The organism is Limnobaculum allomyrinae, assembly GCF_016649425.1.
GTDB lineage: Bacteria > Pseudomonadota > Gammaproteobacteria > Enterobacterales > Enterobacteriaceae > Limnobaculum > Limnobaculum allomyrinae.
In genome coordinates this window covers 775,766-799,717 of the sequence record NZ_JADRCR010000001.1, presented here as the reverse complement: position 1 = coordinate 799,717, position 23,952 = coordinate 775,766, and the positions used below count along the sequence as shown (strand labels likewise).

Below are 23,952 nucleotides of genomic sequence, written 5' to 3'. Positions count from 1 at the left end.
GGGGATGACCTTCAGTTATGAGATTCTGAAGATGAATGTATTGGTGATGTACGTTGTTCACGATAGTAAAACAGACTGGAAATCAGACAGAGAGAGTAGCCAAATAGCTCAGCGCCTTCTTCAACGGCTGCTTTGACGTTATACATTAAGAAGCGAGACTCTTCAGGATGCAGGTTGTACCACAAGAATTTCATGCCAAACAGCCGGGAAAAAATCAGGATGCATACCAAACCAGAGATCATAAAACCGTAGTTGGGTGAACGGGTAAAATTGACCAGTTGCACCAATGTGCTTTTAATATTGAAAGAGACATAAAACAGACAAATGGCAGTAACCAGTAAAGCAGGGTAAAGCCAGAAGCCGTGATGGATCATATCCAGAACACTATCGAACTCACGGATAAGCATACAGCTAAAAAAGCCAGCAATCAGCACACTCGAATTTCTGATATCTACTCTTTTCCATGCCAGTCGCAGAAACAACAGAATGCTTATCAGAAGCATGGTTTCCTGAGAGATCTCAACAAATGAGAGCTCATCCAATTGATTACCGACCAGCGTAATGTCAAGAAACATCATTCCCGTCGCTATCGCGGCAGCCAGCGAATAAAGCAAAAATTGCTGTATGGCACGATACAAGATTGAGAGTTCAGTTTGCATAGACAATTACAATCATTAATAGGCTCTTTGGCACAATAAAACAAGGTGGGAAGTGTATCAAAGTGGTGTGTTTATACAGGACTTAATGTGCTGTTGTCTGAATTTTGTAGATTAGTTGTACAAAGGCTCTGCAAATTGCAGAGCCTTTGTACAGTGAAGGACTAATATTAATATTAGTGCAGAATTTTCGCCAGAAAATCTTTGGCGCGATCGGATTGAGGATTATTAAAGAAGTCATCCTTTTTGGTGTCTTCAATGATTTTACCTTCATCCATAAACAGAATTCGATGCGCTACTTTTTTGGCGAAGCCCATTTCGTGAGTAACCACCATCATGGTCATGCCTTCGTAAGCCAGTTCAACCATAACATCCAGAACTTCGTTAATCATTTCCGGATCGAGTGCTGAAGTTGGCTCATCAAACAGCATGGCAATAGGATCCATGCATAAAGCACGGGCAATGGCTACGCGTTGCTGCTGTCCACCAGAAAGCTGGCTTGGGAACTTGTTAGCATGGCTGGTTAATCCAACGCGATCCAACAGCGCCAATCCTTTCTTTTGCGCCTCATCTTTACTGCGGTTAAGTACTTTAATTTGTGCCAGCGTCAGGTTTTCAATGATTGACAAGTGCGGGAACAGTTCAAAGTGCTGGAATACCATACCAACCCGAGCGCGTAATTGTGCCAGATTAGTTTTAGGGTCGTTAACCGCAATACCATCAACCAGAATAGTTCCCTGTTGAATTGGCTCAAGGCCGTTAACCGTTTTAATCAGGGTAGATTTACCGGAACCGGAAGGGCCACAAACTACGACCACTTCACCCTTGTTCACTTCGGTTGTGCAATCTGACAACACCTGAAAACGGTCATACCATTTAGAAACATGTTTTAAGGAAATCATCAAACTGTCGTCCTTTTTTTCAAATAAGTTACAAGTAAGGAGGCGGATAAACAGACAATAAAGTAGACGAATCCGGCAAATAAAACCATCTCAATTTCGGTACCGGAAGTCTTACCAACGTTAGTCGCGCTGCGGAAGAAGTCCGCCAGCCCGATAACGTACACCAATGCAGTATCCTGAAACAGAATGATGCCCTGAGTCAGCAATAGTGGCGTCATGGCTTTAAATGCCTGAGGCAGAATAATCAAACGCATGGATTGCCACGGCGTCATGCCTAATGCCAGTGCGGCGGAGTTTTGTCCGCGGGCAACGCTCTGTAAACCGGCACGAATAATTTCTGAGTAGTAAGCCGCTTCAAACAGAGAGAAGGCGATAACGGCAGAAATAAAACGAATATCCGTTTGTGGTGACAGTCCCAGAAACTTTTGCAGTAGTTGAGGAACAATCAGGTAGAACCACATCAGTACCATAACCAGCGGTACGGAACGGAAAGTGTTAACGTATGCCGCTGCCAACATACTAATCCAGCGGAAAGGCGGTGGTGCAAGGCGGAAGATTGCTAATGCGGTTCCCCATGCAATACCAAAAACAATCGCGCTGATAGCAATTTTCAGCGTCACCCACATGCCTTCTAAAAGATAAGGCATGCTTGGAATAATGGTACTCCAGTCAAATTCAAGCATCATTATCCTCCAAAGGTGCCAGGCAGACGGGTTTTCTTCTCAACCAGCTTCATCAGTCGCATAACCACAATATTAATCAGTACGTAAGCGATGGTGACAGCAAGGAAGGATTCATAGGCGTAACCGGAGTACTCCAGCAGCTTATTGGCCTGTGCGGAAAGTTCAATCAGACCAATGGTTGATGCCACGGCGGAGTTTTTCACCATGTTAAGCATTTCAGAGGTCAACGGTGGAATAATGATGCGATAAGCGTTAGGTAACAGCACATGGCGATATGCCTGAGGCAGGGTTAACCCTAATGCCAGCGCAGCACCTCTTTGTCCACGAGGCAGTGACTGAATCGCGGTTCTGACCTGTTCGCACACACGGGCACCGGTAAAGAAGCCCAGACAGCAGACAGAGACCACAAAGAATTGAATATTTGGATCCAAGTCCCCTTTAAACCAATCACCAATAGATGCCGGTAATAGTTCAGGCACCAACAGATACCAGATAAAGAATTGTACAATTAATGGCACATTGCGAAATAGCGCAACATACAGGGTTCCCATTCCGGAAAGTACACGGTTAGGAACAGTGCGTAAAATACCAAACAGCGATCCCAGAATAAACGCCAGAATCCATGAGCATATGGATAGTGCTACCGTGACCTGAAAACCGGCCCATAGCCAATCCAGATAGGTAGTATTTCCAAACGGGGCTTGTTCTAAGAATATTCCCCAATTCCAGTTTCCAAACATAACTTAGCCCTTATTATTTCTTTTTATTGACATCCCATTACGCCAAATTGGACGTAATGGGAGCCAACCTAGAGCCGATAACTGCGATGTAACTCTGTTAGTTCAGGGCTTTATCGTTCGGTGCTTTAAACAGTTTTTTCATATCTTCTGACAGTTCGAAGTTCATGTTCAGATTCTTCGGTGGAATAGGCTGTTTGAACCATTTGTCATAAGATTTTTCTGCTGCGCCAGAGGTTTGCGCTTGAGCAATGGTTTCATCCATCAGCTTTTTAAACTGAGCATCACCTTTACGCAGCATACAACCGTAGGCTTCAAATGATTGTGGTTTAGCAACAATTTCCCACTGATCAGGTTTTTTCGATTTTGCTCTTTCGCCCGCCAGTAGTGCATCATCCATCATGAAGGCGACAGCACGGCCACTTTCCACGGTACGGAATGCATCACCGTGGTCTTTAGCACTGATGATTTTCATGTTCAATTTGTCGGAGTCGTTCAGCTTGTTCAGAATAGTTTCTGAGGTAGTGCCTGAGGTGACCGCAACGTTTTTATCTTTCAGATCGGCAAACTCTTTGATGCCAGAATCTTTTTTGGTTAGAAGGCGGGTACCTACCACAAACAGGGTGTTAGAGAAATCAACTTGCTTCTGACGCTCTACGTTGTTGGTGGTTGAACCACATTCAAAATCAAAAGTACCGTTCTGCAACAATGGAATACGGTTTTGCGAGGTAATCGGAATTAATTTGATCTGAAGGTTTGGTAAGTCCAGTTTCTTTTTAACCGCATCAACAATCAGGTTGGAGTAGTCTTGTGAATAACCGACAACATTCTGCTGATTATCATAGTAAGAGAAAGGAACAGAAGATTCCCGGTGACCAACGGTGATGACTCCCGTGTCTTTAATCTTCTTCAGTGTACCATCCAAATCCTCTGCGTGGAGCGCCGTACTTGTCAGACCCATTAAAACTAGCGGTAGTGCTAACTTGCGTAATTGCATGACTTACTCCTTCGTTGTTATCAGTATGATGTTGTAACCGTTTTTTGTTGCCCATCAGTCAGTCAGAAGACCGCCAATGATGTAATTAAAATGTAGTTTAATGCTGTGTTTGTGTAAAACAATTAACACCTTGTTTACCAGTAATTTGCACCATTAGTGAGCGAATTCACAGATATGCTTGCTTTTAGTGCAAATTTGCACCCTATTGGTGCATTCCGTCTTTAACAACCAGAAATTTCAGGATTATTTTCACCTTTTATCCGGCTTCAATAGATATGTAGCAAGGTGCGTGCCAAGTCTGAGATATGTTAAATTTTTGTTTGATAAAGCCACGACTGGTAAGAATCATCAGAAGAGAAGGGGGCAACAGAACATATATCAAAGCAAAGCTGGTCAATATTTGAGCTGATATATGATGTACTGAGATATCATATATCAGCGTAAGCACAGCGAGGTTTTTTCAATTAGTTTGGTATCTCATTTCCTGACAATAAGAATGAGGATAGTGAGGTATGGAGAGACAAACTAATGTTCAGACAGGCAGGGACACATTAAAAACCATCGGCAGACATATTATTCCTTTTGCCTTTATTCTTTATTTTTTCAACTACATGGACCGGGTTAATATCGGTTTCGCCGCTTTACAAATGAATGTCGATTTAGGGATCTCCAGCGTTCAGTTTGGACAACTCGCATCGGTATTCTTTATCTCTTATCTGGTTTGCCAGATACCCAGCAATATGATGATTCAGAAGTTAGGCGCCAGAAGATGGATTGGTTTCATTCTGATTGCATGGGGTGGGGTGACAACACTCCTATTTTTTGCCCAAAGCTTTGAACACCTGATGGTGGCACGTTTGCTGTTAGGGGTATTTGAAGCCGGGTTCTTCCCCGGGATGATTTACTATCTTGCCTGTTGGTTTCCTGCCAAAGAGCGGGCCCGTGTCACGGCGCTGTTTATGATGGCAATCGCAGTTTCCTCCGTAGTGGCAGCACCCATGTCCGGATGGATTATCCAGCACGCCAATTTCTTTGACCATGCTGGCTGGCGCTGGCTATTTGCCATTGAAGGTATACCGACGGTTTTACTTGGCGTTCTGACCTTTTATGTACTGTATGACCGCCCTCAGGATGCACCCTGGTTAACGGACAAACAAAAATCCTGGCTGATTGCTGAATTAAACACGGAAACTCAGGGGCAATCCGCGTGCAATTCAATGACGTTCTGGCAGATTATTCGTAATCCAATTTTATGGCGTCTGTCGTTTGTTTATATGTTTGTTCAGGCTGCTTCTCAGGCCAGTAACTACTGGTTGCCGGGGCAGGTAAAAGGATTTGCTCCCGGTCTGACGGATACCCATGTCGGTTTGATTATGGCGGTACCTTTCCTGTGCGCTATGTTTGCTATGCCTTTATGGGGTGCGCACTCGGATAAACAGGGGGAACGAAAATTTCATGCGGCATTACCGATGCTATTGGCGGGCGCGGCGTTTTTAGTTATTGCTACGGCGTTTTTAGTTATTGCTACGGCTGATTCTATGTCGATTCGGATGTTTGGCATGGTGCTGTTTGGTGTCGGTATCCTTAGTTATTACGGCCCGTTCTGGGCCATTCCTTCCATGTTGTTATCACCTGCCGGTTTAGCTATCAGCATCGCGGTTATTAACTCTTGCTCAAGCCTGGGAGGATTCTTCGCCAATTTAGGATTGGGGTATGTGGCCAAATCCTATGGATCTTATGGTGTCTTCGTGGTGGAAGCGATCCTGTGTGTTATCTCCAGCGTATTGCTTATCACGATGCGAATTCCTCGGGTAAAAGCAAAAACAGACCAAGCCGTAACGGCATAAATTTCGCAGTAACCATTATTTATATAACAGGATGGAGAGTTGTATGAAAATTACCAGCGTTGAAATTTTTGATTGTGAGGTTAATCGTCGGGATCCAAGAATGGCTCGTTTTAACCCGGTGATGGTACGTATCAACACCGATGCCGGTATTAGCGGTATTGGTGAAGTGGGTTTGGCATATGGCGCAGGGGCTAAAGCCGGGGTCGGTATCCTGCGGGATCTGGCACCAAGAATAGTGGGTAAAGATCCCATGAAGTCAGAGGCTATTTGGGAAAACCTGTTTCGGGCTACCTTCTGGGGGATGGGGGGCGGTAACGTCTTCTATGCCGGTATGAGCGCCATTGATATTGCGTTATGGGATATCAAAGGCAAAGTGCTGAATGCGCCCATCTATCAATTACTGGGCGGCAAAACCAACGAGAGATTGCGCGCCTATGCCAGCCAATTGCAGTTTGGCTGGAGCGATACTTTCCAGATGCTAACAACGCCAGAACAGTATGCCGATGCGGCACGTAAAGCGATTGCGGAAGGGTATACGGCGATTAAAGTTGATCCACTACAGGTTGATCGTAATGGTGGGCCGCCGTTAGATTGGGAGATTAACCAGAACTATTTTGGTCTGCTACTCGCTGATCAGTTACGTATGGGAGAAGAGCGTATTGCGGCCATGCGGCAAGCCGTAGGGCCTGATGTGGATATCATCGTGGAAATCCATTCTCTGTTAGGAACTAACTCAGCCATTCAGTTTGCCAGAGCCATTGAGAAATATAATATCTTCTTTTATGAAGAGCCGGTTCATCCACTCAATAGCGATAATATGGCGCTGGTTGCGCGCAGTATCAACATTCCGGTGGCGACGGGGGAACGTTCATATACTCGTTGGGGATACCGTGAATTGTTTGAAAAACAAAGCGTAGCCGTAGTTCAGCCTGATTTATGTTTATGTGGAGGTATTACCGAAGGCAAGAAAATTTGTGACTATGCCAATATTTATGATGCGACGGTTCAAATTCATGTTTGTGGTGGGCCTGTATCAATGGCGGCATCGCTACATATGGAAGCGGCTATTCCAAATTTCATTATTCATGAGCATCATACCCATGGTTTAAAAGCCTGTATTCGTGAACTCTGTACTAACGATTATCAGCCAGTTAATGGTTATTATTCCATCCCCGATCTGCCAGGATTAGGGCAGGAGCTTAATGAGGATATTGTGAAAGATTATCTGGCCTATACCATTACGGCTTAACTATTTTTATCTTCAGCCCCGCCCTGATTCTTTGGGTGGGGCGCTTATTCTGAAAGTATGATGCCATCGCTATATTTTCTTATCGCATAGTATATGATTCGCCTGATTGACTGATAAGAAGGTATTTCGTTACAGGTCTTGGCGATCCATCGGTCGGACGGTTTCAAGGCTGAAACATAGCAATCGTGACAAGATAGCTACAGCGAGGTCGACTATGCATTTAGAGATCCCAAAAACGTTAACTGAAATAGCGGCGGACAAAATTCGTCAAATGATAATTTCCGGCGAATTTGAATTTGGGCAGCAGGTGACGGAAAGCCAGCTATCAGAGCTGTTTGGCCTCAGTAAAACCCCGGTTCGTGAAGCATTATTGCGCCTCTGCTCTGAGCACTTAATTGAAATACGTCCGCGTTGTGGCACTTTCATTTGCCGTCTGACTGCGGAAGAAATTGATAATATCAGCGAATTAAGAATCGCACTCGAAACCTGCGCTATTCACAGTGCTTTAAATAAAAACCGCGAAAAATTGCTTACTGAGCTGCAACAGAATATTCAACGCTGTGAACCTTTTTTACTAAAACCCGATCGTGAAGCTTATCTGGCTTTAGATACTGATTTTCATCGCTCATTGCTTAAGTTTGCCAATAATCCCTATTTAATGGATATGCATCGCAATACCACTACCAAGGTATTAGCCATGCGTAACCGACTCACGTTCTCGCAGGAATATATAACTCGCTCGATTGAGGAACATAAAGAAATTGTTGAGGGGCTGAGTAGTAATAATTCAGAACAGGCATGTCGCGTGCTTAAACAGCATATCAACAGTGGCTTTACCGTACGGGCTAAACGATTATTGAGTGATGTTGCAGAATAGCGGGCTACAGAAATAATGAACCTGTAGCCCACTGAAGCACTCTATTTTGAACGGCGAGACAGCAACCAGGAACCACCGGTCAACAATAAAGTGATTAGCCATACCGGTAACGAACCCCAACGGGCATAAGGCGTCATACCGGTTGTTGGCGCTACCTTAACTTCCAGTACTTGACGTTTAAACTGTGGAATTCGGTCAATTACATCACCGTTGGCATTGATCGCCGCCGTCACGCCATTGTTGGTGCCGCGTAGCATTGGGCGACCCAGTTCTAATGCTCGCATGCGAGCCATTTGAAAATGCTGCAGCGGGCCAATAGAGTCTCCAAACCAGGCATCGTTAGAGATGGTCAACAGAAAGTCAGTATCCGGCGTGAAGTTATCTCTCACTTGTTGACCAATAATCACTTCATAGCAAATGACGCTGGTGATTTTATACCCGGCAACGTTAATCGGTGCTTGCAGATAATTACCTTCGCTGATTGATGACATCGGTAAATCAAAGAAAGCGGCCAGCGGGCGAAGAATCGACTCAAAAGGAACATATTCACCGAAGATAACCAAATGGTGCTTATTATATCGGTTAGCGCCGCCATACTGATAAGGTTGCTGGTTGCCCAATACAATCAGGGTATTGTAGTAATCAGAACGTTGGGGAGTTGTTCGATAATCAATAATACCGGTAATCAGTGCTGAGTTATTTTCACGGAAGTTCCGATCCAGCATGGATAAGAATGAAGCCTGTCTGGTTTCGATATCAGGAATAGCCGCTTCTGGCCAAATAATAATTCGGGATTTGCCGATATAAGGTCTGGATTCATTAACATAAGCTTCCAGAGTAGGTAGCAAATGGTCAGGGCTCCATTTTAGTGACTGAGCGATATTTCCCTGTACTAAAGCCACATCAACGGCACGTTCCGGCTGTTCGGTAAACCATTGAATCTGTTTGAGAGGCCAGGGCAGCAGCATGCAGAGCACGGCAATAATGCCGGGCAGAATACGACGCTGACAAATAGCAAACACCAGCATGCCGCTAATGGCGACCATCAACATATTGATGGCATCAACACCCAGCAGCGGTGCAATTCCTTTCAGCGGCCCATCGACCTGACTATAGCCGAACTGTACCCATGGAAAACCGGTGAAAACCCAACCGCGTAAGAACTCAGTAACCTGCCAGAGCGCGGGGGCCGCCAGCGCCAGGCGCCAGATGGTGGTCTTTGGCCAAAAGCGAGCCAGCAACCAACCAAACAGCATTGGATAAAGGGACAGATAGGCAGCCAGTAGTAATACCAGCCCGATACTGATTGGCATCGGCAGACCACCAAACTGGTCAATGCTGACGTAAACCCAATGAATACCAGACAGAAACAGACCGAGCCCCCACCAAAAACCAACCGACATGGCTTGCTTAGGCGTACGGTTCAGCGTCAGGGCAAGTAAGCCACAGAGCGAAACCAGCGCCATTGGCCACAGGTCAAAAGGGGAGAGTGACAAGGTGCCACAGGCACCTAAAATTAACGCCAGCGGCAATCGAATCCGCTGGCGATCAAAAATATGGGCTACAGCCATGTGATAATTAATCTTCTAACTGTGGTTGTGGCGATTCATTAGGAATCGTGACGTGTACCTGAATAATGCGCCGACTATCCGCCATAGCGACTTTAAACTGGTAACCCTCAATAGAGATGATCTCTCCCCGCGATGGCAGATGACCAAAGGCCTGCATAACCAGACCACCAATAGTATCAACCTCTTCATCACTGAAGTTGGTAGAGAAAACTTCATTAAATTCTTCTATCGGCGTTAAGGCTCTGACGGTGAAGGTGTGACGGCTGAGTTGGCGCACATCCCGGTCTTCCACATCGTCATATTCATCCTCGATTTCACCAACAATCAATTCAAGAATATCTTCGATGGTAACCAGACCAGAAACGCCGCCGAATTCATCAATCACAATGGCCATATGATAGCGTTGTGAACGGAACTCTTTCAGCATGCGGTCAACACGCTTACTTTCGGGCACCACCACCGCCGGGCGAAGAACCTGATCGATAGTGAAAGGCTGAGAATCTTTACTCATAAATGGCAATAAGTCTTTCGCCATTAAAATGCCTTCAATATGGTCTTTATCTTCGCTGATCACCGGGAAGCGGGAGTGGGCTGATTCGATAATCACATCCAGACACTCTTCCAGCGGCTGATTACGTTTTAGGGTAATCATCTGGGAACGTGGGATCATAATATCGCGGACGCGTTGCTCTGCGATATCCATGACACCTTCCAGCATATCGCGGGTATCGGGATCGATAAGATCGTTTTGTTCTGAATCGCGGATAAGTTCGACTAAGTCGCCGCGGTTTTTAGGCTCGCCATGAAAAAACTGGCCAAGAATCAGTGAAAAGAAGCCCTTTTTGGGTCCAGGGCTATCGTTACTTTGTGAATGATCGTCGCTCATGCATTCTTTATTAGTTAGTTAGACTGCGTCTTTTTCTGAGGCGTAAGGGTCAGGATAACCTAACTCTTGCATAATCTCAGTCTCTAAAGACTCCATTTCTTCCGCATCATCATCAATGATGTGATCATACCCTAACAGATGGAGGCTACCATGGACAACCATATGAGCCCAATGTGCGAGTAAAATCTTATTTTGTTCATCCGCTTCCTTCTCCACTATCTGGCGGCAGATGACCAAATCCCCCAACAGTGGCATTTCCATGCCGGGTGGTGCCTCAAAAGGAAATGATAGCACATTCGTCGGTTTATCCATTCCCCTATAGGTATGATTAAGCTGGTGGCTCTCTTCAATATCCACCAGACGAACGGTGACTTCTGCTTCTCGTTGGAAAGGAAGCACCGCCGCATCCAGCCAGCGTTGAATCTCCTGCTCATCAGGTAGCCCTTGAGTATTCTCACAGGCTACCTGTAAATCTAAAATCACGTGATCCATATCTGCCTTCAATTATTGCGCACCGGGCTCAGAGATTTGCTGATATTCGCGTTTGCGCTGTTCTGCCAGTGCGTCTTTACGTTTTTGGTCTTCAGCTTCCCATTCTTCATAGGCGATAACGATACGGGCAACCACCGGGTGTCTGACCACGTCTTCGCTATGAAAGAAATTAAAGCTGATTTCATCAACGTTGGATAATACCTCAATTGCATGACGCAAGCCGGACTTTTGATTACGTGGCAGGTCAATTTGCGTTACGTCACCGGTGATCACCGCTTTAGAGTTAAATCCGATACGGGTCAGGAACATCTTCATTTGCTCAATGGAGGTGTTTTGGCTCTCATCAAGAATGATAAATGCATCGTTTAGAGTACGGCCACGCATATAGGCCAGAGGAGCCACTTCGATAACGTTGCGCTCCATCAGCTTCTCAACCCGTTCAAAGCCTAACATTTCAAACAGCGCGTCATATAACGGGCGCAGGTAAGGGTCGACTTTCTGGCTTAAATCACCGGGCAGGAAACCCAGTTTTTCACCGGCTTCAACGGCGGGGCGGGTGAGCAGTATTCTGCGAATTTCCTGACGTTCCAGTGCATCCACTGCTGCCGCAACCGCCAGATAGGTTTTACCGGTACCGGCAGGGCCGACACCAAACGTAATATCATGATCGAGAATATTGGCAATATACTGAGCCTGATTTGGCGTGCGTGGTTTAATCATCCCTCGTTTGGTTTTGATAATGACGGCTTTACCGTACTCCGGTACCGAATCGGCAATTTGCTCTAAAACGCCAGATTCTTTAATGGCTAAATGTATTTGATCGGGTTCGATATCAGGAATAATTCCACGCACTGGTGCGGTATCAACATAAAGGGTGAGAAGAATATCTTTAGCAACCTCAACACAGGAAGCTTTTCCAACCAGAGTGAATCGATTATCGCGACGGTTGATTTCAATACCAAGGCGTCGTTCCAACTGTTTGATATTGTCATCAAATGGACCACATAGGCTTTTCAGTCGCTCGTTGTCTGCGGGTTCCAGTGAAACTTCCAAAGTATCAATTTTCAAGTAGTACCTCTTAATCTCGCGATGTGATTAATGAATAAGAATGTTTTTTGTACAGCGCTATTTATCTTTAATTATAGATAACTTACATCATTATTCATGTGGGATCTCAAATTCGCAACTATTGAGATAAATTCGATGAAATCACGTTTAGGGGAGGGGAATAACTCAGTGAGCGCCGCCGGTAGCCGCAATACATTGATAGAGGAACCAGCCAACCGAACAGGCGGCAGCCGCAGCCAGAATAAACAGAATGACAAGCACAGGGGATGAACGTTTATTGATATAGAACAGCAGGACGCCCAGAACCAACAACAAAATACACAGCAAGCCGATGGTTGGTAGAATGATCATGCCCATGTTTTACTTTCCCTGTGTCTGATGAATAATAATCTCAATGAAGCAGTAATTTGTGTTTCATAACATCATGATAAACAGGCTTTGTTTATCATGATGTTTTAATATGAAAACGACCTTATTGAGGTTGGTAAACGCCTACGCCTAAATCATCTTCTTTACGGGTACGAGCGATCACCTCTTGCGGTGAAGCCTGAACCCGCAGGTTCATTTGATCTTCGGTTCTTACCAGCTTGCCGCGCAGGGAGTTGGTATAGACATCGACAATTTCTACATCAACGAATTTACCAATCATATCCGGAGTACCTTCGAAGTTAACCACACGGTTATTCTCGGTACGACCGGACAGCTCCATAACGCTTTTACGTGATGTACCTTCCACTAAAATACGTTGGATGCTGCCTTGCATACGGCGGCTATATTGCATCGCCTGCTGGTTGATTCTTTCCTGCAGAATATACAGGCGCTGCTTTTTCTCTTCTTCGGATACATCATCGACCATATCGGCCGCTGGCGTTCCCGGACGGGCAGAGAAGATAAAGCTATAGCTCATATCGAAATCAACATCGGCAATCAACTTCATGGTTTGTTCGAAGTCTTGCAGGGTTTCACCCGGGAAGCCAACGATAAAGTCAGAGCTGATTTGCAGGTCAGGACGTGCCGCACGCAATTTGCGAATAATGGCTTTATATTCCAGTGCAGTATGGGTTCTGCCCATCATATTTAAAACGCGATCGGAACCGCTTTGTACCGGAAGGTGCAGGAAACTCACCAATTCAGGGGTATCTTTATAGACTTCAATAATATCGTCAGTGAACTCAATTGGATGGCTGGTGGTAAAGCGAACACGGTCAATACCATCGATACTGGCGACTAAACGTAGCAGGTCTGCAAAAGTGCAGATACCACCGTCAAAAGCGGGGCCACGGTAGGCGTTAACGTTTTGACCCAGCAGATTTACTTCCCGCACGCCCTGAGCTGCAAGCTGTGCTATTTCGAATAGCACATCATCACTTGGGCGACTCACTTCTTCACCGCGGGTGTAAGGCACCACGCAGTAAGTACAATATTTATTGCAGCCTTCCATAATGGAAACGAAAGCAGTAGGGCCTTCGGCTTTAGGCTCTGGTAAACGGTCGAATTTCTCGATTTCCGGGAAGCTGATATCAACCACCGGGCTACGAGTGCCGCTGGCTTTGTTGATCATCTCCGGCAGGCGATGCAGAGTTTGTGGCCCAAATATGACATCGACAAACGGTGCGCGTTGACGAATGTGATCTCCTTCCTGAGATGCCACACATCCACCCACACCAATAATAATATCAGGTCTGGTGTCTTTAAATGATTTCCAGCGACCAAGCTGATGGAATACCTTTTCCTGCGCTTTTTCACGAATTGAGCAGGTATTCAGCAATAGAACATCCGCCTCTTCAGCATCTTCGGTCAGCTGATAGCCATGGGTACTTCCCAGTAAATCGGCCATTTTAGATGAATCGTACTCGTTCATCTGACAGCCCCAGGTTTTTATATACATTTTCTTGGTCATAGATTCGTTACTCAGTACAGGTTAAAACCCTATGCAGGGCGCGTATTGTAATGGTTTGTTGTTCCCGTGACCAGCTTAAGCATCGCTTCGACGCTGAAGGAATTGTAAAAATCCGGTACACTCTGTGGTAGTAAGGATTAGCGCGGTGTGATAACAACATGAAAAAAACGATAAAACAATATGACGCCATTGTTGTCGGCGGTGGAATGGTTGGCGCAGCGGTTGCCCTTGGATTAGCGCAGGAAGGCTGGTCGGTAGCGGTAATAGAACATGATAACCCGGCTGCTTTTTCCGCTGATAGCGAACCCGACGTGCGGGTTTCAGCTATTGGTTGTACTTCAGTCAATCTGTTAAAGCGATTGGGTGCATGGGATGCTATTGCCTCAATGCGAATTACACCTTATCGCAAGCTGGAAACCTGGGAATGGAATGAGTCTAAAGTCGTCTTTGATGCCGCTTCGCTATCATTACCCGAGTTAGGGTATATGGTAGAAAACCGACTTATTCAACTGGGTTTATGGCAGCAGTTTGAGCACTGGCCATCATTAACATTGCATTGTCCTGCACGCTTAGTTTCCGTTATGCCATTGGAGTCTGAGGCAAAATTGAAACAGGTAACATTAGATAATGGCGAATGCCTGAGTGCGCCTTTAGTGATTGGTGCAGATGGTGCGGATTCAGCTGTCAGAAAGTTTGCCGGAATTGGATTAACCGGTTGGCAATATCGCCAGTCTTGTATGCTGATAACCGTTGAGACGCAACAACCTCAGCAAGATGCAACCTGGCAGCAGTTTTATCCTTCGGGCCCTCGTGCATTTTTACCACTGTTTGGACAATACGCTTCTCTGGTGTGGTATGACTCACCGTCTCGTATTCGCCAATTGCAGTCACTCTCTTTGTCAGAATTGGAAAAAGAAGTACTGCGTGAATTCCCGCAACGTTTGGGAAAGGTAAAAGTGAAAGCCGCAGGTTCATTTCCGTTAATTCGTCGTCATGCCCAACGTTATTATCAGTCTGGCATGGTGTTGGTGGGGGATTCAGCCCATACCATTAATCCTCTGGCTGGGCAGGGAGTTAATTTAGGCTATCGGGATGTGGATTGCTTATTACAGGTATTGCTGGAGGCACGTAAGAAAGGGGAAGAGTATGGTTCTGATAAGGTTTTAAGCCGTTATCAGCGTAGACGCTATCCGGATAACTTACTGATGCAGTCTGGTATGGATTTATTCTACAAAGCGTTTAGCAACCAACTACCACCACTGCGTTTGGTACGCAATCTGGCATTAATGGCAGCGGAACGTTCCGGTAAGCTTAAACAATGGGCCTTGAAATATGCGCTGGGGTTATAGTTAGCCGATTAACTATGCCAAACGGCAGACATAAAAAAACTCGCATCAGCGAGTTTTTTTATGTCTGGATAACCATGCTCAATAAGAGAATGGCTGGGGTACCAGGATTCGAACCTGGGGATGACGGGATCAAAACCCGTTGCCTTACCGCTTGGCGATACCCCACCAGTAATATTGTCGCTGAAGGAAAATGGTGCGGAAGGCGAGACTTGAACTCGCACACCTCGCGGCGCCAGAACCTAAATCTGGTGCGTCTACCAATTTCGCCACTTCCGCAAAATGGTGGCTACGACGGGATTTGAACCTGTGACCCCATCATTATGAGTGATGTGCTCTAACCAGCTGAGCTACGTAGCCAAATATTTTTTGCTTAACCTTCAACGGCGTTAAGGAGCGCATTATGCGGACATGTGTCGTTTTCGTCAAGGTTTTGATCTGCTTGTATAGTCGAAAACAGTCAGATTTGGGGATTAAACGATTTGTTTGATGACTTTTTGAGCAATGAGCAGAGGGGAGAACAAAAGAAAATTAACGCAATGGGAAATAATAAGAAGCACTGAAAGGAAAGAAGGAAATGGCTGGGGTACCAGGATTCGAACCTGGGGATGACGGGATCAAAACCCGTTGCCTTACCGCTTGGCGATACCCCAATAGGAGATAATTTCCAAAATAGCTTATAACTATAAGCAGAAAAATGGCTGGGGTACCAGGATTCGAACCTGGGGATGACGGGATCAAAACCCGTTGCCTTACCGCTTGGCGATACCCCACCCGAGCATTGTCATTGAAGGAAAATGGTGCGGAAGGCGAGACTTGAACTCGCACACCTTGCGGCGCCAGAACCTAAATCTGGTGCGTCTACCAATTTCGCCACTTCCGCAAAATGGTGGCTACGACGGGATTTGAACCTGTGACCCCATCATTATGAGTGATGTGCTCTAACCAGCTGAGCTACGTAGCCATAATAATTGCTTAACCTTCAACGGCGTTGCGGGGCGCATTATGCGTATCTGAGCCACGATCGTCAACTAGTTTTTTCTCATAAAGGGCACAGTTTTGTCTGATTGTTTGGCTAATAACCGATATGTCGATAAAAGCGACAAAAAAAGCATCAATTTGATGAGAGAAGGGTTAAAACCCTTTTTTGTTTCCATAGCAAAACGGGCCGAAGTGGCCCGTTTTTTTAACGCCAGATTAGCGAGTATTTTTATATAACGAATTAGCTTTTATAAGCCGATTGGTGAACACCTACTGCGCGACCTGATGGATCATCCAATTTCTTGAAGGATTCATCCCATTCAATCGCTTTAGCCGAAGAACAAGCGACAGAAGGGCCACCAGGAACGCATTCTGCAGCACTGGGTAGTGGGAAGAGTTCTTCAAAGATTTCACGGTATAAATAGGCCTCTTTAGAGGTTGGCGTATTATACGGGAAGCGGAAACTGGCATTTTGCAACTGCTGATCGCTGATTTGTTCGGCGGCAGTAGCCTTCAGGCTGTCAATCCAGCTATATCCAACACCGTCAGAGAACTGCTCTTTTTGACGCCACGCCACGCTGGCAGGAATATAAGACTCAAAGTTCTTACGAATAATATATTTTTCCATCTTACCGTTACCGCACATTTTATCTTTTGGATTAATACGCATAGCAACATCGAGGAATTTTTTATCCAGGAAAGGCACCCGAGCTTCTACCCCCCAGGCTGCCATCGCTTTATTGGCACGGGCGCAGTCATACATATGCAAAGCCAGAAGTTTCCGTACGGTTTCTTCATGAAACTCTTTTTCGTTTGGCGCTTTGTGGAAGTAGAGGTAACCACCAAATACTTCGTCGGCGCCTTCACCGGATAGCACCATTTTAATACCCATCGCCTTAATTTTTCGCGCCATCAGGTACATTGGCGTTGAGGCACGAATGGTTGTCACATCATAGGTTTCGATGTGATAAATCACATCGCGGATGGCATCCATTCCTTCCTGCACGGTAAAGTGAATTTCATGGTGAACCGTACCTAAATGACGTGCTACTTCCTGCGCAGCAGCCAGATCGGGAGAGCCTTCTAAACCAACGGCGAAAGAGTGGAGCTGAGGCCACCAGGCTTCGCTACGTTCGTCATCTTCAATACGACGAGCAGCATATTTTTTGGTAATTGCAGAAATAACGGAGGAGTCCAAACCGCCAGACAACAGCACCCCATAAGGAACGTCGGACATCAGATGACTTTTTACTGCCTCTTCCAGCGCGTTACGCAGTTCGTATTCATCAGTAGCATTATTTTTAACGTTATCAAATTCCATCCAGTCACGCTGATAATAGCGCTGGATTTTATGGTCGGTACTGGACAAGTAGCTACCGGCAGGGAACTCTTTAATCGTTTTACAAACGGGCACCAGCGCTTTCATTTCAGATGCTACATAAAAGTTTCCGTGCTCATCATGACCGGTATACATCGGGATAATACCAATATGGTCACGGCCTAACAGGTAACTGTTGTTGGTGCTGTCATACAGAATAAAGGCAAACATTCCCTGAAGATCGTCCAGAAAGTCGATACCTTTTTCCTGATACAAAGCCAGAATAACTTCGCAGTCTGACTCAGTCTGAAATTCATATTTATCTTTTAGCTGACGACGCAGTTCCTGATGGTTATAAATTTCACCGTTAACCGCCAGGACATGGGTGTGTACTGCGTTATACAGCGGCTGTGCGCCATTATTAACGTCGACAATGGATAAACGTTCGTGAGCGAGTATTGCCGTGTCAGATGCGTAGACGCCGGACCAGTCAGGACCACGATGACGCATAAGACGAGACATCTCTAATGCTTTTTTCCGCAGCTCAATCGGATCGGACTTAATATCGAGTACACCAAATATTGAACACATTGTTATCTCTCTTATTCCGTTGTCATTGAAGTTACTTAAATTCGGTCATATTAACTTAAGCAAGAATTAAGCCAGATTTTTAGTCAGGTTGCAGAGCGAATCCCGCCTCATTCAGGGCGATACTTTTTAGCATAGCAGCAGATTTGCACCAGGTTAGTGCGATGAAAGGTTTATTTCAGTGCAATGCCTTTAAATAAAACATTACACTGATTTCAAGATGATGTGACAGGTGATAAGTGAAAAAAGTTTTTATAAGCAATAAATATTAGTCGTTACTGTCGCCCAGCAAATGCTGTAACAGGACACCGTTAAGCATTGAGCGTTTTACCAGAGCAAAAGAGCCAATGGCAGAGCGGTGATCCAATTGAGTCGTCACCAATGGCAAGTTTTGTCGAAAGTTAATCAGAACCTGGTTATCAATACAGCGCTGAATAGAGGACAACAACACTTTTTGTGCTTCCGTGATATCGCCGGAAATCACTACTTTTTGAGGATTAAACAGGTTAATGGCTATAGAAATCGCTTTACCTAATTGATGACCGACATAATCAATCACATTAACGGCTAAATCATCACCTTTATTCGCGGCTTTGCAGATAGCAGAAATGCTACAGTCATCCAGGGTCAGCTTACTGTTATAGCCCTGACTGAGAAGGTTACGTACTCGTTGTTCAATGGCAAAATTTGACGCTACGGTTTCCAGACAGCCGAAGTTACCGCAATAGCAGCGTTCACCTAATGGGTCGATTTGAATATGACCGATTTCACCAACGTTGCGGTTTTTTCCCAGGAAGATTTGACCATTGATAATAAAACCGGCACCAGCACCGCGGTGAACGCGAATGAGCATAGAGTCTTCACAGTCTTGAGTTGCGCCGAAATAGTGTTCTGCCAGCGCCAGACTGCGAATATCGTGACCAATAAAACAGCTGATATTAAACCGCTCATGGACTATTTTGCCCAACTGCCAATCTGATACTGAAATATGTGGCATATATTTCACTATGCCATCTTCTGGATCCACCAGACCGGGGAGAGAGATAGCAATAGCGATCAATTCACGGATTTTGTTGCTGTAGGTATCAATAAAGTGAGCAATAGCCTGAAGAAGACCTTTTTCCAGTGCTTCCTGAGTGCGTTCAGGAAGAGAGTAGGGTTCTTCTATCAGTGCTTTACCACTGAGGTTATACAGAGTGATGGTGGCGTTATTACGCCCCAGACGTACAGCAACGGTATGGAAGTTTTTGTTTTCAGTAACAATAGAGACCGCCCGACGTCCTCCGGTTGAAGCCTGTTGTTCAACTTCTTTAATCAGGCCACGATCCAGAAGTTGTCGGGTGATTTTGGTGATGCTGGCAGGGGCCAGTTGGCTAAGTTCAGCGATCTGAATGCGTGATATAGGGCCTTGTTGATCGATTAAACGATAAACTACTGCCCCATTTAACTGCTTTACCAGATCGATGTTACCAATTTGACCGCCTGTCGTCATCGTTACCTCTGTTGTTATTGCCGGATCATGATTATTGTTTTTTCAATAAACCATTAACCCATGTATGAGTGATATTAAAATCATGAGTAAACGCGGTGAGATTGGCCACCTTACCGGTTTCAATGCTGCCTAATGTGTTGGAGACACCCATTGCCCTGGCAGGGTAGAGCGACGCCATACGAAGCGCTTCATCGAGAGGTATACCAATAAATTGAACGCTGTTGGCTACGGCTTCAATCATGGTTAAAGCGGAGCCGCTTAAGGTTCCATTTTCATCTACGCACATTCCGTTGCGGTAATATACTGGTTTACCTGCGAAAATAAAATGATCAATATTGGCACCGGCTGGTGCAGTTGCATCAGTTACCAGTACCAGTTTGTCAGCTTTCAGACGCTTAGCGTTACGAATACTTGCCCAGGCAACGTGGTGGCCATCCGCAATAACGCCGGTATAGATTTCAGGCGTATCAAAGATAGCCCCCATCAAACCAGGTTCACGACCGGTGATATAAGGCATTGCGTTATACAGATGGGTCGCAAAGCTAATGCCGGCAGCAAACCCGGTGCGAGCCTGATCGTAAGTGGCATTTGAGTGACCGGCAGAAACGATGATACCGGCTTCAGTAAGCTGGCGAATAACCTGACTGTCAACCTGCTCCGGTGCCAGAGTAACCTTGGTAATGACATCTGCATTTGCACACAGATAATCAATCATTGCCGCATCAGGTTTACGAATGAAATCGGGGTTATGCGTCCCTTTTTTCAGTACGTTAATATAAGGCCCCTCCAGATGGAGGCCTAAAGCCTGATGGCTATATTTACCAAGATAGCTACGCATAACCTCAATGGCATGTTTCATCATCTCATCACTGGAGGTGATAAGTGTTGGCAGGTAGCTGGTACAGCCTGACCTTTCGTTAGCCTGCTGCATGATTTCAAGGGTTTCAACAGATACAGCCTCCATGGAGTCGTTAAACTGAACGCCACCACAGCCATTAAGCTGAACGTCAATGAAACCTGGTGCCAGTATGGCACCTTGTAGATCCTGAACTTCGATATCTGACGGTAACTCACTTTGCGGGCATACACGCTGGATCAATCCATTGGCAATAATAACCGCGTGGTCATCCAGAATATCGTGGCCGGTATAGATCCGGCAGTGGGTTAAAGCATACATCACACACCCTCGCAGTAGTGGCTTAAAGCGCTTTAATATTTTCCGCCTCTAATTCACGGAAGTATTTAACAGTTTTAATTTTCAGTTCCATCGTGGAAGGCTCATCGCAAACCATGATAGCTTTTGGATGTAATTGCAGCGCAGAAACAGTCCATAAATGATTAACACAACCTTCAACAGCGGCCTGCAGTGCTTGAGCTTTGTTCAAGCCAGTAACCAGAATCATCACTTCTGCTGCGTCCATCAGGGTACCAACACCGATGGTTAATGCATATTTTGGTACTTTATTGATATCGTTTTCGAAAAAACGAGAGTTAGCAATACGGGTATCTTCCGTCAACGTTTTAATACGAGTACGAGATGACAGGGAGGAAGCAGGTTCATTAAATGCAATGTGACCATCATTACCCACACCGCCCATAAATAAGTTTATCTGACCGTATGACTTAATTTTATCTTCATAACGCTTACATTCAGCCTGAACATCGCTGGCGTTACCATCTAATAAGTTAATATTCTCTGGTTGAATATCGACATGATTAAAGAAGTTATTATGCATAAAGGAATAATAACTTTGTGGATGATGTTTCTCTAAGCCAATATACTCGTCCATATTAAATGTAACGACATGTTTGAAGCTAACTTCGCCGGCCTTATATAGTTCAATCAGACGGACATAGGTGCTCAGTGGCGTGCTTCCTGTTGGCAAACCTAATACAAAAGGGCGATCGGCCGTTGGTTTAAACGCATTAATGCGATTTGCTATATGGCGGGCGGACCATAACCCAACGTCTTTTGCACTTTCTAATGGAATAAGTCTCATGTCAAAACCTCTTGGTTACATAACACTGGCTATACTCATACGTGAAGGATAACGTGACATATTGAAATTAATGACTATAACTATAACGCACGTTAATGCAACACGCCTCTGATACTCTGTGAAGCTGATATTTTATATGATAAAATAAGTTGCGGTGTATAGCTAGTATTGTCATCCTGATATTAATCTTTTTGGTGATAATTATCACAAATCTGGAGGTTTTAATTTGCGATGCGAAATATATTTTTTACACTATGAATTAGATTGTGCATGAGTTGTGTCTTGTCTATCGACGGTAGCAGAGTTGTACGGTAGGCGCCTTATTGTTGAGTATAAAAAATAAGTCCTTTTTTAAGGACATGCAGGGGGAAACAAGGTGAATATACTTGGATTTTTTCAACGACTAGGGCGATCGTTACAGCTACCGATCGCCGTATTACCCGTAGCGGCATTGATGTTGCGCTTCGGTCAGCCCGATCTACTGAACCTGGCGTTTATGGCTCAGGCCGGTGCGGCAATCTTCGACAACCTGGCGCTGATTTTTGCTATCGGTGTGGCAGCAACCTGGTCTAAAGATAATGCGGGTTCTGCGGCATTGGCTGGTGCGGTTGGTTTCTTCATTTTAACTAAAGCAACAGTTACCATTGAAGCCAGTATTAATATGGGTGTGTTAGCCGGTATTATTTCTGGTCTGGTTGGTGGTGCGGTATATAACCGCTGGTGTGATATTAAATTACCAGACTTCCTGTCATTCTTCGGTGGTAAGCGTTTCGTTCCTATTGCAACGGGCTTCTTCTGTTTGATTCTGGCAGCGATTTTCGGCTATGTCTGGCCTCCAATTCAGGCGGCTATTCACAGCGGTGGCCAATGGATCGTTGAACAGGGCGCACTGGGTTCTGGTATCTTCGGTTTCGTAAACCGTCTGTTAATCCCGACTGGTCTGCATCAGGTTCTGAATACCATTGCATGGTTCCAAATCGGTGAGTTCACTAACGCAGCAGGTCAAGTGTTCCACGGCGATATCAACCGTTTCTATAACGGTGATGGCACTGCCGGGATGTTCATGTCAGGCTTCTTCCCAATCATGATGTTTGGTTTACCAGGTGCTGCATTAGCAATGTACTTTGCTGCAAAACCTGCGCGCCGCTCAGCGGTAGGTGGTCTGTTACTGTCAGTTGCGTTAACCGCATTCCTGACCGGTGTAACTGAACCACTTGAATTCATGTTCATGTTCCTGGCTCCATTACTGTATTTAGTACACGCCATTTTGACTGGTATCAGCCTGTACGTCGCTACCGCTTTAGGTATTCACGCTGGCTTTACCTTCTCAGCAGGCGCAATCGACTATGCATTAATGTTTAAACTGCCGGCAGCCAGCAGCAACGTTTGGATGCTGTTAGTGATGGGCGTGGTAGCATTTGTGGTCTACTTCCTGTTGTTCTCTTTCATTATCCGCGCATTCAATCTGAAAACACCGGGTCGTGAAGATGAAACTGAAGAAGAAGTCACCCCGGATAACAGCAATACCAGCGAAGGTCTGGATGCTTTAGCCAGCAGCTACATTGGTGTTATCGGTGGTAGCGATAACCTGACCGGTATTGATGCATGTATTACCCGTTTACGTTTAACGGTAAAAGACTCAAGTATTGTTGATAGCACTGCCGCTAAACGTTTAGGCGCAGCGGGTGTTGTTAAGTTAAACAAACAAAGTATTCAAATTATCGTTGGTGCTAAAGCTGAGTCTATTGCTGACAGCATGCGTAAAGTGATTGCTTCAGGTGTTGCACCTAAGTTTCAGGCAGCAGCAACGGCAGCAGCTCCAGTTCAGGCTGTAGCGAATAAACCAGCTGAAGTGAAAAAAGCAGCTTCAGTAAGCACGTTGATTTCTCCAATTACCGGTGAGATCGTGGCGTTGGAAGCCGTACCTGATGAAGCATTTGCCAGCAAGGCAGTAGGTGATGGTATTGCGGTTCGCCCAACGGGTAAAACCGTAGTGGCGCCAGCAAATGGTACACTGGTCAAGATTTTTGGTACCAACCATGCATTCTGCCTGGAAACTGAAAACGGTGCCGAAGTTGTCGTTCATATTGGTATTGATACGGTTAAACTGGATGGTAAAGGCTTCACTCGTTTAGCTGAAGAAGGCGCAACAGTGAAGGCGGGTGATCCGGTACTGGAGTTAGATCTGGATTATCTGTCAGCTAACGCTGCTTCCATTATCAGCCCGGTAGTTGTCAGCAATATTGATGACTTCTCTGGTATCACTGATGTGGCAACAGGTAGTGTAGTTGCAGGACAAACTAAGCTGTTTGATATCAAAGGATAAGATTAGTTTCTTGTCTGTAGATAGTTAAATATGAAG

The 23,952-nt window shown here is 45.4% G+C and carries 20 protein-coding genes and 7 tRNA genes; 5 read left to right on the top strand and 22 right to left on the bottom strand.

Going from position 1 to position 23,952, the window contains the following annotated elements:
* Window positions 1-11: 11 nt before the first annotated feature.
* The 5 genes from I2494_RS03700 to I2494_RS03680 all read right to left on the bottom strand — a co-directional run bounded on the left by I2494_RS03700 (window position 12) and on the right by I2494_RS03680 (window position 3,975).
* Window positions 12-659, bottom strand: a complete 648-nt coding sequence (locus I2494_RS03700) for a hypothetical protein (protein ID WP_218465382.1) — start codon at window positions 657-659, stop codon at window positions 12-14.
* A 173-nt stretch (window positions 660-832) separates the two neighbouring features.
* Window positions 833-1,558 (bottom strand): amino acid ABC transporter ATP-binding protein, encoded by a 726-nt coding sequence (locus tag I2494_RS03695; protein ID WP_108899792.1) that lies wholly within the window; start codon window positions 1,556-1,558, stop codon window positions 833-835.
* Entirely contained in the window at window positions 1,558-2,241 is a 684-nt protein-coding gene (gene gltK / locus I2494_RS03690; protein WP_218465994.1) for a glutamate/aspartate ABC transporter permease GltK, read from the bottom strand. Before gltK ends, I2494_RS03695 begins: the two co-directional genes overlap by 1 nt.
* Window positions 2,242-2,243: 2 nt before the next feature.
* Complete coding sequence (locus I2494_RS03685) at window positions 2,244-2,981, bottom strand: amino acid ABC transporter permease (protein ID WP_218465383.1); 738 nt, start codon at window positions 2,979-2,981, stop codon at window positions 2,244-2,246.
* A 97-nt stretch (window positions 2,982-3,078) separates the two neighbouring features.
* On the bottom strand, window positions 3,079-3,975 hold the full coding sequence (locus I2494_RS03680; protein WP_218465384.1) for a glutamate/aspartate ABC transporter substrate-binding protein: 897 nt from the start codon (window positions 3,973-3,975) through the stop codon (window positions 3,079-3,081).
* A gap of 512 nt (window positions 3,976-4,487) precedes the next feature.
* On the opposite strand from I2494_RS03680, the gene I2494_RS03675 reads away from it, so the two are divergent.
* The 3 genes from I2494_RS03675 to I2494_RS03665 all read left to right on the top strand — a co-directional run bounded on the left by I2494_RS03675 (window position 4,488) and on the right by I2494_RS03665 (window position 7,948).
* Entirely contained in the window at window positions 4,488-5,822 is a 1,335-nt protein-coding gene (locus I2494_RS03675) for an MFS transporter (protein WP_218465385.1), read from the top strand.
* A gap of 43 nt (window positions 5,823-5,865) precedes the next feature.
* A complete protein-coding gene (locus tag I2494_RS03670) occupies window positions 5,866-7,071 on the top strand; it encodes a mandelate racemase/muconate lactonizing enzyme family protein (RefSeq protein ID WP_218465386.1) in 1,206 nt (401 codons plus the stop codon).
* 214 nt (window positions 7,072-7,285) lie between these two features.
* A complete protein-coding gene (locus I2494_RS03665; protein ID WP_218465387.1) occupies window positions 7,286-7,948 on the top strand; it encodes a GntR family transcriptional regulator in 663 nt (220 codons plus the stop codon).
* Window positions 7,949-7,989: 41 nt separating this feature from the next.
* Here the strand turns inward: I2494_RS03665 and lnt are convergent, their stop codons facing one another.
* The 6 genes from lnt to miaB form a co-directional block, all read right to left on the bottom strand.
* Complete coding sequence (lnt, locus tag I2494_RS03660) at window positions 7,990-9,519, bottom strand: apolipoprotein N-acyltransferase (RefSeq protein WP_218465388.1); 1,530 nt, start codon at window positions 9,517-9,519, stop codon at window positions 7,990-7,992.
* A gap of 7 nt (window positions 9,520-9,526) precedes the next feature.
* On the bottom strand, window positions 9,527-10,405 hold the full coding sequence (gene corC / locus I2494_RS03655) for a CNNM family magnesium/cobalt transport protein CorC (RefSeq protein ID WP_130591804.1): 879 nt from the start codon (window positions 10,403-10,405) through the stop codon (window positions 9,527-9,529).
* An 18-nt stretch (window positions 10,406-10,423) separates the two neighbouring features.
* On the bottom strand, window positions 10,424-10,897 hold the full coding sequence (gene ybeY, locus I2494_RS03650; protein ID WP_218465389.1) for an rRNA maturation RNase YbeY: 474 nt from the start codon (window positions 10,895-10,897) through the stop codon (window positions 10,424-10,426).
* 12 nt (window positions 10,898-10,909) lie between these two features.
* The gene (locus I2494_RS03645) at window positions 10,910-11,965 is read right to left on the bottom strand and encodes a PhoH family protein (RefSeq protein ID WP_218465390.1); all 1,056 of its coding nucleotides are present in this window, start codon (window positions 11,963-11,965) and stop codon (window positions 10,910-10,912) included.
* A 165-nt stretch (window positions 11,966-12,130) separates the two neighbouring features.
* The gene (locus tag I2494_RS03640; RefSeq protein WP_218465391.1) at window positions 12,131-12,322 is read right to left on the bottom strand and encodes a hypothetical protein; all 192 of its coding nucleotides are present in this window, start codon (window positions 12,320-12,322) and stop codon (window positions 12,131-12,133) included.
* A 115-nt stretch (window positions 12,323-12,437) separates the two neighbouring features.
* Window positions 12,438-13,865 (bottom strand): tRNA (N6-isopentenyl adenosine(37)-C2)-methylthiotransferase MiaB, encoded by a 1,428-nt coding sequence (gene miaB / locus I2494_RS03635; RefSeq protein ID WP_218465392.1) that lies wholly within the window; start codon window positions 13,863-13,865, stop codon window positions 12,438-12,440.
* Window positions 13,866-14,023: 158 nt separating this feature from the next.
* On the opposite strand from miaB, the gene ubiF reads away from it, so the two are divergent.
* Window positions 14,024-15,214, top strand: coding sequence for a 3-demethoxyubiquinol 3-hydroxylase (gene ubiF / locus I2494_RS03630; RefSeq protein ID WP_218465393.1), 1,191 nt, complete (start codon window positions 14,024-14,026; stop codon window positions 15,212-15,214).
* A gap of 90 nt (window positions 15,215-15,304) precedes the next feature.
* Here ubiF and I2494_RS03625 read toward each other — a convergent pair.
* The 11 genes from I2494_RS03625 to nagB form a co-directional block, all read right to left on the bottom strand.
* Window positions 15,305-15,379, bottom strand: a tRNA-Gln gene (locus I2494_RS03625).
* 26 nt (window positions 15,380-15,405) lie between these two features.
* Window positions 15,406-15,490, bottom strand: a tRNA-Leu gene (locus I2494_RS03620).
* A gap of 4 nt (window positions 15,491-15,494) precedes the next feature.
* Window positions 15,495-15,571 (bottom strand) — tRNA-Met (locus I2494_RS03615).
* 218 nt (window positions 15,572-15,789) lie between these two features.
* Window positions 15,790-15,864, bottom strand: a tRNA-Gln gene (locus I2494_RS03610).
* A 45-nt stretch (window positions 15,865-15,909) separates the two neighbouring features.
* A tRNA-Gln gene (locus I2494_RS03605) sits at window positions 15,910-15,984 on the bottom strand.
* A 25-nt stretch (window positions 15,985-16,009) separates the two neighbouring features.
* A tRNA-Leu gene (locus I2494_RS03600) sits at window positions 16,010-16,094 on the bottom strand.
* A 4-nt stretch (window positions 16,095-16,098) separates the two neighbouring features.
* Window positions 16,099-16,175: transfer RNA gene (locus I2494_RS03595), tRNA-Met, on the bottom strand.
* A 258-nt stretch (window positions 16,176-16,433) separates the two neighbouring features.
* On the bottom strand, window positions 16,434-18,101 hold the full coding sequence (gene asnB, locus I2494_RS03590) for an asparagine synthase B (protein ID WP_218465394.1): 1,668 nt from the start codon (window positions 18,099-18,101) through the stop codon (window positions 16,434-16,436).
* Window positions 18,102-18,366: 265 nt separating this feature from the next.
* Window positions 18,367-19,590: a DNA-binding transcriptional regulator NagC gene (gene nagC / locus I2494_RS03585; protein ID WP_218465395.1), complete on the bottom strand. Its 1,224-nt coding sequence runs from the start codon at window positions 19,588-19,590 to the stop codon at window positions 18,367-18,369.
* 31 nt (window positions 19,591-19,621) lie between these two features.
* A complete protein-coding gene (gene nagA, locus I2494_RS03580; protein ID WP_218465396.1) occupies window positions 19,622-20,767 on the bottom strand; it encodes an N-acetylglucosamine-6-phosphate deacetylase in 1,146 nt (381 codons plus the stop codon).
* A gap of 22 nt (window positions 20,768-20,789) precedes the next feature.
* Window positions 20,790-21,590, bottom strand: a complete 801-nt coding sequence (gene nagB, locus I2494_RS03575) for a glucosamine-6-phosphate deaminase (protein ID WP_218465397.1) — start codon at window positions 21,588-21,590, stop codon at window positions 20,790-20,792.
* Window positions 21,591-21,966: 376 nt separating this feature from the next.
* Between nagB and nagE the strand changes: the two genes are divergently transcribed.
* Window positions 21,967-23,916 (top strand): PTS N-acetyl glucosamine transporter subunit IIABC, encoded by a 1,950-nt coding sequence (gene nagE / locus I2494_RS03570; protein WP_218465398.1) that lies wholly within the window; start codon window positions 21,967-21,969, stop codon window positions 23,914-23,916.
* The last annotated feature ends 36 nt before the right edge of the window (window positions 23,917-23,952 follow it).

What these genes read in the sequence shown, in the direction of transcription:
- I2494_RS03685 (WP_218465383.1), bottom strand. Translation starts at nt 2,981, where the DNA reads ATGTTTGGAAACTGGAATTGGGGAATATTCTTAGAACAAGCCCCGTTT.
- nagA (WP_218465396.1), bottom strand. Translation starts at nt 20,767, where the DNA reads ATGTATGCTTTAACCCACTGCCGGATCTATACCGGCCACGATATTCTG.
- I2494_RS03640 (WP_218465391.1), bottom strand. Translation starts at nt 12,322, where the DNA reads ATGGGCATGATCATTCTACCAACCATCGGCTTGCTGTGTATTTTGTTG.
- corC (WP_130591804.1), bottom strand. Translation starts at nt 10,405, where the DNA reads ATGAGCGACGATCATTCACAAAGTAACGATAGCCCTGGACCCAAAAAG.
- nagC (WP_218465395.1), bottom strand. Translation starts at nt 19,590, where the DNA reads ATGACGACAGGCGGTCAAATTGGTAACATCGATCTGGTAAAGCAGTTA.
- I2494_RS03700 (WP_218465382.1), bottom strand. Translation starts at nt 659, where the DNA reads ATGCAAACTGAACTCTCAATCTTGTATCGTGCCATACAGCAATTTTTG.
- I2494_RS03665 (WP_218465387.1), top strand. Translation starts at nt 7,286, where the DNA reads ATGCATTTAGAGATCCCAAAAACGTTAACTGAAATAGCGGCGGACAAA.
- lnt (WP_218465388.1), bottom strand. Translation starts at nt 9,519, where the DNA reads ATGGCTGTAGCCCATATTTTTGATCGCCAGCGGATTCGATTGCCGCTG.
- asnB (WP_218465394.1), bottom strand. Translation starts at nt 18,101, where the DNA reads ATGTGTTCAATATTTGGTGTACTCGATATTAAGTCCGATCCGATTGAG.
- ybeY (WP_218465389.1), bottom strand. Translation starts at nt 10,897, where the DNA reads ATGGATCACGTGATTTTAGATTTACAGGTAGCCTGTGAGAATACTCAA.
- gltK (WP_218465994.1), bottom strand. Translation starts at nt 2,241, where the DNA reads ATGCTTGAATTTGACTGGAGTACCATTATTCCAAGCATGCCTTATCTT.
- miaB (WP_218465392.1), bottom strand. Translation starts at nt 13,865, where the DNA reads ATGACCAAGAAAATGTATATAAAAACCTGGGGCTGTCAGATGAACGAG.
- I2494_RS03675 (WP_218465385.1), top strand. Translation starts at nt 4,488, where the DNA reads ATGGAGAGACAAACTAATGTTCAGACAGGCAGGGACACATTAAAAACC.
- ubiF (WP_218465393.1), top strand. Translation starts at nt 14,024, where the DNA reads ATGAAAAAAACGATAAAACAATATGACGCCATTGTTGTCGGCGGTGGA.
- I2494_RS03680 (WP_218465384.1), bottom strand. Translation starts at nt 3,975, where the DNA reads ATGCAATTACGCAAGTTAGCACTACCGCTAGTTTTAATGGGTCTGACA.
- I2494_RS03695 (WP_108899792.1), bottom strand. Translation starts at nt 1,558, where the DNA reads ATGATTTCCTTAAAACATGTTTCTAAATGGTATGACCGTTTTCAGGTG.
- nagB (WP_218465397.1), bottom strand. Translation starts at nt 21,590, where the DNA reads ATGAGACTTATTCCATTAGAAAGTGCAAAAGACGTTGGGTTATGGTCC.
- I2494_RS03670 (WP_218465386.1), top strand. Translation starts at nt 5,866, where the DNA reads ATGAAAATTACCAGCGTTGAAATTTTTGATTGTGAGGTTAATCGTCGG.